General features: G+C 66.9%; 7 protein-coding genes. 2 read left to right on the forward strand and 5 right to left on the reverse strand.

Annotated elements, in window-relative coordinates:
- Window positions 1–42 precede the first annotated feature (42 nt).
- The 4 genes from bioD to katG form a co-directional block, all read right to left on the reverse strand.
- Complete coding sequence (bioD, locus tag AADJ04_RS10780) at window positions 43–756, reverse strand: dethiobiotin synthase (RefSeq protein ID WP_341239608.1); 714 nt, start codon at window positions 754–756, stop codon at window positions 43–45.
- Window positions 753–1,994, reverse strand: coding sequence for an 8-amino-7-oxononanoate synthase (bioF, locus tag AADJ04_RS10785; RefSeq protein ID WP_341239609.1), 1,242 nt, complete (start codon window positions 1,992–1,994; stop codon window positions 753–755). The genes bioD and bioF overlap by 4 nt, the downstream gene beginning before the upstream one ends.
- Before the next feature lie 3 nt (window positions 1,995–1,997).
- On the reverse strand, window positions 1,998–3,323 hold the full coding sequence (gene bioA, locus AADJ04_RS10790) for an adenosylmethionine--8-amino-7-oxononanoate transaminase (RefSeq protein WP_341239610.1): 1,326 nt from the start codon (window positions 3,321–3,323) through the stop codon (window positions 1,998–2,000).
- A gap of 486 nt (window positions 3,324–3,809) precedes the next feature.
- Complete coding sequence (gene katG, locus AADJ04_RS10795; RefSeq protein ID WP_341239611.1) at window positions 3,810–6,032, reverse strand: catalase/peroxidase HPI; 2,223 nt, start codon at window positions 6,030–6,032, stop codon at window positions 3,810–3,812.
- Window positions 6,033–6,259: 227 nt separating this feature from the next.
- On the opposite strand from katG, the gene AADJ04_RS10800 reads away from it, so the two are divergent.
- A complete protein-coding gene (locus tag AADJ04_RS10800; RefSeq protein ID WP_341239612.1) occupies window positions 6,260–7,042 on the forward strand; it encodes a transporter substrate-binding domain-containing protein in 783 nt (260 codons plus the stop codon).
- Between the two features lie 180 nt (window positions 7,043–7,222).
- On the forward strand, window positions 7,223–8,167 hold the full coding sequence (locus tag AADJ04_RS10805) for a M14 family metallocarboxypeptidase (protein WP_341239613.1): 945 nt from the start codon (window positions 7,223–7,225) through the stop codon (window positions 8,165–8,167).
- A 62-nt stretch (window positions 8,168–8,229) separates the two neighbouring features.
- Here AADJ04_RS10805 and AADJ04_RS10810 read toward each other — a convergent pair.
- The coding region (locus AADJ04_RS10810; protein WP_341239614.1) for a topoisomerase DNA-binding C4 zinc finger domain-containing protein at window positions 8,230–8,515 on the reverse strand (286 nt) is incomplete at its 5' end.

Raw genomic sequence — 8,515 nt, forward strand, 5'->3', positions numbered from 1 at the left:
TGGATAAGCGCTAGAGCCAAATTTTGTGAATTTTCGAATGGCTCAGGCCAGCAAGGCCGTGTGCAGCTCGGCGGTGTTCAGGTGGCTTGCCACGTCTGCCGCGCCCGGCTCAGAGCCGCCCAGGCGTGGTACCACGCCCCAGCAGGGGGCGTTCAGCCGGTCGGCCAGCGCCGTCAGGTTGTCGGCCTGGTGGGGTTGGGTGGCGTCCACGGTGTTGCCCACCCAGCCGGCCAGCGCCAGCCCGCGCGCACGAATCGCCTGGGCGGTGAGCAGGGCGTGGTTGATGCAGCCCAGGCGCAGGCCCACCACCAGCACCACGGGCAAGGCCAGCTCGGCGGCGAGGTCGGCGGTGTCCCAGTCGGCGGTGAGCGGCACGCAGAAGCCGCCCACGCCTTCCACAAAGCCGACCTCCGCCCGCGCCAGCGTGGCGCGCACTGCGCTCAGCAGAGCGGTGCGGTCGATGCTCACCCCCTCCAGTGCGGCGGCGATGTGCGGCGCGCAGGGGGTGCGCAGCTGCAGTGGGCCCACATCGGCATCGCTCAGGTCGGGGAGGTTACTGGCCGCTTGCAGGCGGGCCACATCCTCATTGACCCAGTGCAGTCCTGCGGGGCCGCTCACGGCCTCCTGGCCGGCCGCCACGGGCTTGACAGCCACGCTGCGCCGCCCGGCCTGGGCTGCCCAGTGCGTGAGCGCGGCGGTGATGGTGGTCTTGCCGATCTCGGTGTCGGTGCCGGTGACAAAGAAGGCACGGGTCATGGTGTGGCGGTCTCCAGGTCGCTTGTCAGGGTGTTTTGCAGCGCATGCAGCAGCGCGTCCACATCGGCCTCGGTGTGGCTCGCACACAGGGTGATGCGCAGGCGTGCCTCACCTTCGGGCACGGTGGGCGGGCGGATGCCGGGAACGCGCAGGCCCGCCGCATCAAGCCGCGCGGCCAGCGCCATCACGGCGGCGTTGTCGCCCACGATCAGCGGTTGCACGGGGGTGTCGGAATCGGCCAGCCGCCAGCCCAAGTCAGGTCGGCGCGCCATGAGCGCCTGCACGCCGGCGCGCAGCCGGGCCTGCAATGCTTGCAGTTGCTGGCGCCGTGCCTGGCCTTCGGCTCCCTCGATCAGCGCCAGGCTGGTGCACAAGGCGTGGGCCACGGCGGGCAGCGAGGCGGTGGTGAAGATGTAGGTGCGTGCGGCCTGCAGCAGGTACTGCGCGATGGTGGCGTGCGCCACGACGAAAGCCCCGGCCAGGCCGGCCGCCTTGCCCAGGGTGCCGACCAGGATCAGCCGTTCGCTGCACAGGCCAAAGTGTTCCAGCACACCGCGCCCGCGCTCGCCCAGCACGCCAAAGCCGTGGGCGTCGTCCACCACCAGCCAGGCGTCATGGGCCTCGGCCAGGCGCAGCAGCGCGGGCAGCGGGGCGATGTCGCCATCCATGCTGAAGACGCCGTCGGTCACGATGAGCTTGATGCGCGCCGTACTGGCGGCGAGCTGGGCGGCCAGGGTGGCGAGGTCGGCGTGCGGGTAGCGCTGCACGGGGGCCTTGGCCAGGCGCATGCCGTCGATCAGCGAGGCGTGGTTGAGCGCGTCTGAGAAGAACTCGGCCTCGGCGTCGCCCAACGCGGTGGTCACGGCCAGGTTGGCCATGTAGCCCGTGCTGAAGGTGAGGCACCGGGCCTGCGGGATGTGGGGCGCGTACCAGCCGGCCAGCGTGGCCTCCAGCCCCTCGTGGGCGGCGGTGTGGCCGCTGATGAGGTGCGACGCGCCCGAGCCGCCAGCCCAGTGCGCGGCACCCTCGGCCAGGGCCTGGGCCAGCGCGGGGTGGCCGGCCAGGCCCAGGTAGTCGTTGGAGCAGAACATGAGCAACTCCCGCTCATCCCCCGGGCTGGCCTGCGCATCGCGCACCCTCTGGCGCGGTCCGGTGGGGCTGTGGGCCATGCGCAGGCTGCGGGTCTGGTGGCGTGCGGCGATGGCCGCAAGCTGGTGGTTCAGGTGGTCAAGCAGCATGGCTCAGTCCTTGGCGGTGACGTCGTCGAGGGCGGCGGCCACGGCACGGGCCAGGAAAGCGGCGCTTTCGTCGTCGATCAGGTAGGGCGGCATCAGGTAGACGGTGGCGCCGATGGGGCGGATCAGCAGGCCGTGGCGGCGTGCCGCCAGGTGAAAGCGCTCGCTGAAGCCAGCGCCGGCTTCGGCCACGTCAAACGCCAGGATCAGGCCGCGCTGGCGCCAGTGGCGCACGCGCGTGTGGGTGGCCAGCGGCGCGCAGTGGGTGGCCAGGCAGGCGGCCTGCACGCGCACGCGCTCTGCCTGGCCCGCATCAAAGCGGTCGAGCACGGCGTTGGCGGCGGCGCAGGCCAGGGCGTTGCCGGTGTACGAGTGCGAGTGCAAAAAGCCCCGCCCCACGTCTTCGCTCCAGAAGGCCCGGTAGACGGCTTCGCTGCTCAGCACCAGCGAAAGCGGCAGGGTACCGGCGGTGATGCCCTTGGACAGCAGGATGAAGTCGGGCCAGTCGGCTGGTCCGGTGGGCTCGGTCTGCTCCCAGGCGAAGAAGGTGCCGGTGCGCCCGCAGCCCACGGCGATTTCGTCGGCAATCAGGTGCACGCCGAACTCGCGGGTGAGGGCGCGCAGACCGCGCAGGTAGCCCGGCCCGTGCATGACCATGCCGGCTGCGCCCTGCACCAGGGGCTCGACGATGACGGCGGCGATGTGCTCGGCGCGCTCGGCCAGCAGCGCGCGCATCGCGGCCAGGGCGGCGGCCTCGTTGCCCCGGCTCTCATCGGGTGATTCGACGGTGTGGGCACGCATCAGCAGCGGGTCGTACGCATCGCGGAACACGGCCACGTCGGTCACGGCCAGCGCACCGATGGTTTCGCCGTGGTAGCCGTTTTGCAGACACACAAACTCGCGCCGCTGCGCTTGCCCCAGGTTGCGCCAGCTGTGGAAGCTCTGCTTGAGTGCAATCTCGACCGCGCTGGCACCGTCGGATGCGAAGAAGGCGTGGCCCAGGGCGCCGCCAGTGCGTGCACCCAGGCGCTCGGCCAGGCGCACGGCGGGCTCGTGGGTGCAGCCGGCCAGCATCACGTGGGGCAGGGTGCCCAGCTGCTCGCGGATGGCGTTGTGCACGCCAGCATCACTGTGGCCGAACAGGTTGACCCACCAGGAGCTGTTGGCGTCAAAGTAGCGTTGCCCTGCCGTGTCTTCCAGCCAGGGGCCATTGCCCCGGGCGATGGCCAGCGGCGGCAGGTGCTCGGCCCGCGCCATTTGTGTGCAGGGGTGCCACACAGCATCAAGGCTGCGGCGCGCGAGGGACGCTGGCTGCGGGTGAGGTGAGGACATCGGGTTCTCCGGCAATGCGCAAAAAAACACTGCCCAGGGCCTCAGCGTCAGCCTGGGTGGACAGGTCGGGGCCGGAGTGTAGTGGAGGAAAACGCGTTTTGAAGGGCTTTGAGGTGTGGTGCACCGGTCAAGAAAATGGCGAAAGTAGATAGCTATTTATAGAAGATGGTGATTTTTCGATGCGTTTGTTGATTTTTGCCAAGTTCGAGAATTGGGCCATTTCAGCATCTGCCGCTATCTCGCGGAAACGGTCGGGCCCCACGGGGCGCAAAAAGTGATGTGACTGGCACAAAAAAGCCCCGCGGTGGGGGCAGGGCTTGATGGCGTGGGACTGGCGGACTGTGCGGGAAGACTCGGCGCCCCCTTGCTGTGGCCTTTGGCGCCAGCCCCCGACCGCCACGGTGTGCGGCCGGGGGGCATGGCGCGCCGAGTGGCCCCCTCCGCCCGTGCCGTGGAGCGATGTGAGAGAGGGGGGGGGAAAGTGCGTCACGCTACATCGAAGCGGTCCAGGTTCATCACCTTGGTCCATGCGGCCACAAAGTCGCGCACAAACTTGGGCATTGCATCGGCCTGGGCGTACACCTCGGCAATGGCACGAAGTTGCGAGTTGGAACCGAACACCAAGTCCACTCGGGTGCCTGTCCACTTCACAGCGCCGGTTTGGCGGTCGCGGCCTTCATACACCTCGTTGGCGGGCGATGCGGGGCTCCAGGCGGTGCCCATGTCCAGCAGGTTGGTGAAGAAGTCGTTCGTTAACTGCCCGGCACGCTGGGTGAACACTCCGTGCTGTGTGCCACCCACGTTGGTGCCGATGACGCGCAGGCCTGCAACCAGCACGCTCATTTCGGGCGCGCTCAGGGTCAGCAACTGCGCCTTGTCGATGAGCAAGGCCTCGGCGGGCACGCTGTACGTCTTCTTCTGGTAGTTGCGGAAGCCATCGGCCACGGGCTCCAGCACGGCGAACGATTCCACATCGGTCTGCGCCTGGCTGGCGTCGGTGCGGCCGGGGGTGAAGGGCACTTGCACCGACTGGCCTGCGGCCTGGGCAGCGGCTGCCACACCAGCGTTGCCCGCGCGCCCGATCAGGTCGGCCAGGGATACCTTCTTGCCACCGGTTTGTGCAGCATTGAATGCAGCCTGGATGCCTTCGAGCACGCCCAGCACCTTGGCCAGCTGGGCGGGCTGGTTGGCTTCCCAGTCCTTTTGCGGTGCCAGGCGGATGCGTGCACCGTTGGCACCGCCGCGCTTGTCCGACCCACGGAAGGTGGATGCCGAAGCCCAGGCGGTAGACACCAGCTCGGCCACCGTCAGGCCTGATGCGAGCACCTGGGCCTTGAGCGCGGCTGCGTCCTGCGCGTCGATCAATGCGTGGTCTACCGCTGGCAGCGGGTCTTGCCAGATGAGGTCTTCGGCCGGTACTTCAGGGCCCTTGTACAAGGCCTTGGGGCCCATGTCGCGGTGGGTCAGCTTGAACCAGGCGCGGGCGAAGGCGTCGGCAAACTCGGCGGGGTTCTGGTGGAAGCGGCGGGCGATCTTTTCGTACGCAGGGTCCATGCGCAGCGAGAGGTCGGCCGTGGTCATCATGGGCGCGTGCTTCTTGCTGGGGTCGTGCGCGTCGGGGATCATGTGCTCGGGCTTCACATCCTTGGTCACCCACTGGTGCGCGCCGGATGGGCTCTTGGTCAGCTCCCACTCGTAGCCAAACAGCATGTCGAAGTAGCCGTTGTCCCAGGTGGTGGGGTTGGGCTTCCAGGCGCCTTCAATGCCGCTGGTGGTGGTGTGCACGCCCTTGCCGGTACCAAACTGGTTGATCCAGCCCAGGCCCTGCGCTTCCAGCGGGGCGGCTTCGGGCTCCGGGCCGACCAGCTTGGGGTCGCCCGCGCCGTGGGCCTTGCCGAAGGTGTGGCCGCCGGCCACCAGGGCCACGGTTTCTTCGTCGTTCATCGCCATGCGGGCAAAGGTTTCGCGCACATCGCGGCCGCTGGCCACGGGGTCGGGCTTGCCGTCCGGGCCTTCGGGGTTCACGTAGATCAGGCCCATCTGCACGGCGGCCAGGGGGGGGTCCAGGTCGCGCTCGCCGCTGTAGCGGCTGTTCGGCTTGTCGCTGGTGGCCAGCCATTCGGCTTCCGAACCCCAGTAGATGTCTTCTTCGGGCTGCCAGATGTCGGCACGGCCACCGGCAAAGCCGAAGGTCTTGAAGCCCATGGATTCGAGCGCCACGTTGCCCGCCAGGATCATCAGGTCGGCCCACGAGATGGCGTTGCCGTACTTTTGCTTGATGGGCCACAGCAGGCGGCGGGCCTTGTCCAGGTTGCCGTTGTCGGGCCAGCTGTTCAGCGGGGCAAAACGCTGGTTGCCAGTGCCTGCGCCGCCACGGCCATCGCTGGTGCGGTAGGTGCCGGCGCTGTGCCAGGCCATGCGAATGAACAGGCCGCCGTAGTGGCCCCAGTCGGCGGGCCACCAGTCTTGCGAGTCGGTCATCAGCGCCTTCAGGTCGGCCTTGAGGGCTGCGTAGTCCAGCTTTTCAAAAGCGGCGGCGTAGTCAAAGTCTTCGCCCAGCGGGTTGGATGCGGGGGCGTGCTGGTGCAGGATGCCCAGGTTCAGTTGGTTGGGCCACCAGTCGCGGTTGGTCTGGCGGGCGGTAGCAGTCTTCGCGCCTTGTACGCTGGCTTGCGCGCCGGTGAAAGGGCATTTGGCTTCGTTGCTCATGGTTCTCTCCTTCTGAAACGGGTGTCTTGCTCAACAGTGTATGAAGGATATTTCAATCGATGACGAATGGCCATTTGTTAAAACTAATCGCTCATATGCACCGGGGCTATACGGCGCTGCATTGATAAGCATGCAAATGGTTTCTACGCATTGGCACCCCCCTTGCTTTGGCATACCTTGTGCCGCTGGTTCTGCTGGCACGTTCACCCTTTTGGAGCTTTTTGAAAATGACCCCCAACAAATTCCTGGCAGTGGCTGCTGCTGCCGTGGTGGCTACCTTGTCGTTCACCCAGGCTGCCGTGGCTGGCCCGCGGCTCGACAAGATCATGGAAACCAAGGTCATCCGCGTGGGCACGCCGGGCGACTACCGGCCGTTTGCCATCAAGACCGATGGCGGTTATTCGGGCCACGACATCGACGTGATCGAAACCATGGCCAAAGAACTGGGCGTGAAGATTGAATACGTGCCCACCTCGTGGCCCAACCTGGTCAAAGACCTGCAGGGCGACAAGTTTGACGTGGCCGTGGGCGGCATCACCCGCAATGTGAACCGCATGCGCCTGTTCGACATGCTGCCCGGCTACGCACCCTTCGGCAAAGTGGCCCTGGTGCGCGCGGCCGACAAGGCCAGGTTCACCAGCGTGGACGCCATGAACCAGCCCAGCGTGCGCGTCATCAAAAACCCCGGCGGCACCAACGAAACCTATGTGCTGGCCAACCTGAAGGCTGCGCAGGTCAGCACGCACGACAAGAACGCCGAAATCCCCGCGCTGATCGCTGAAGGCAAGGGCGACGTCATGATTACCGAAACCTACGAAGCCCTGCACTACGCCCGCGTGGACATCCGCCTGCACGCCGCGTTTGTGGATGCACCCCTCACCCCCAAGAACTACCTGGGCTTCATGGTGCCCACCGACGACGCCGACTACACCCGTGTGATGGGCTTTGTGTGGGGTTTGATGGAAAGTCGTGGCGCCATCAAGCAAGCCGCCGACAAGTGGCTCAAGTAACGCCCTGATGCTGCTGGGGCAGGGGGGCAAAATAAGCGCCCTGGCAATGGGCCGGTGACCACACCGGCCTGGCCGCCGTGGCCTTCATACGGCTTTGCCTTCCAACGCATAACCGCGTTCGTTCGCCTTGCCGTGCTGCAGCACCGCCTGGTTATCCGATTGAATGCAAACCCCCATCCCATGACTGCACCCAGCACCGCCAACCCCTCGGCTTTCCCCCCTTCGTCCTACCCCATCGGCACCCCCGGCCAGGCCTGGGGGCCTGCCGAGCAAGCCCAGTGGCGCGCGCGGCAAGTGCGCCAGCGCAGCTATGCCAACGATGTGCTGGCGGTGGTGGAAGGCCTGCGCACGCGCTTTGATGTCAGCCGCTACGGCGAAGTGGCCTATGGCGATGACCGCTACCCCGTGCACGCCATTCGCCCCCGCCAGTGGGTAGCAGGTCTGCCCACGGTGCTGGTCACGGGCGGCGTGCATGGTTATGAAACCAGCGGCGTGCTGGGCGCCTTGCGTTTTGTGGATGAGCATGGCGAACGCTACGCAGGCCGCGTGAACTGGCTGGTGGCCCCCTGCGTCAGCCCCTGGGGGTGGGAGCGTATCCAGCGCTGGAACCACGACGCCATCGACCCCAACCGCAGCTTCCGCCCCGGCACCACGGTGCAGGAATCCGCTGCGCTCATGGCCCTGGTTGCGCCCCTGCGCGGGCAGTTCGCCGCGCACATTGACCTGCACGAAACCACCGACACCGACGAATCTGAATACCGCCCCGCACTCGCCGCGCGGGACGGCAAGGCATTTCAGCCCGGCACCATTCCCGACGGCTTCTACCTGGTAGACGACACCGAAAACCTGCAACCCGCCTTCCAGCAAGCCGTGCTGCAGGCTGTGGCCGCCGTAACCCACATCGCCCCGGCAGACGAGCGCCAGCAGATCATCGGCTCGCCCGTGCTGGCGCCCGGCATCATTGCCTACCCCTTGCAGGCCTTGGGCTTGTGTGCCAGCGTGACCGGCGCGCGCTACACCACCACCACCGAGGTCTACCCCGACAGCGCCCGCACCACACCCGAGGAATGCACCGCCGCGCAGGTGGCCGCCGTCTGCGCGGTGATGGAATTTGTGCTGCGATAGTTTTGAATCAAAATCGGCTGTAGCGCTTGTCCATCAAGCGCTACCAGCTATGAAATCAATAGCTAACCGCCGGTGGCCTTGGGCAGCGTGCGCTTGCAGCGCGGGTAGTTGGTGCAGCCCCAGAACAGGCCACCATCGCTGCTGCGGCTGCGCTCCACCATCTTGGTGCCGCAGCTGGCACAGGTGGGGCGCCAATACTCTCCCTCATAAGCCACTTGCAGCAGTTCCTGCTGCTGCGCAGGCGTGCGGCGGCTGATGAGTTGCAGCAGCCCGGCGCCGTCCAGCGTGTGGATGCTGTTGGCCCGCGCAAACGCCAGGGCCTCGGGTGTGTAGGTGGACGTGGTGGCA

Source organism: uncultured Acidovorax sp. (assembly GCF_964021665.1).
In the GTDB taxonomy this organism is placed as follows: domain Bacteria; phylum Pseudomonadota; class Gammaproteobacteria; order Burkholderiales; family Burkholderiaceae_C; genus Acidovorax; species Acidovorax temperans.

Excerpts from the sequence above, each read along its gene's own strand:
- bioD (WP_341239608.1), bottom strand. The coding sequence starts at position 756 with ATGACCCGTGCCTTCTTTGTCACCGGCACCGACACCGAGATCGGCAAG.
- bioF (WP_341239609.1), bottom strand. The coding sequence starts at position 1,994 with ATGCTGCTTGACCACCTGAACCACCAGCTTGCGGCCATCGCCGCACGC.
- bioA (WP_341239610.1), bottom strand. The coding sequence starts at position 3,323 with ATGTCCTCACCTCACCCGCAGCCAGCGTCCCTCGCGCGCCGCAGCCTT.
- katG (WP_341239611.1), bottom strand. The coding sequence starts at position 6,032 with ATGAGCAACGAAGCCAAATGCCCTTTCACCGGCGCGCAAGCCAGCGTA.
- AADJ04_RS10800 (WP_341239612.1), top strand. The coding sequence starts at position 6,260 with ATGACCCCCAACAAATTCCTGGCAGTGGCTGCTGCTGCCGTGGTGGCT.
- AADJ04_RS10805 (WP_341239613.1), top strand. The coding sequence starts at position 7,223 with ATGACTGCACCCAGCACCGCCAACCCCTCGGCTTTCCCCCCTTCGTCC.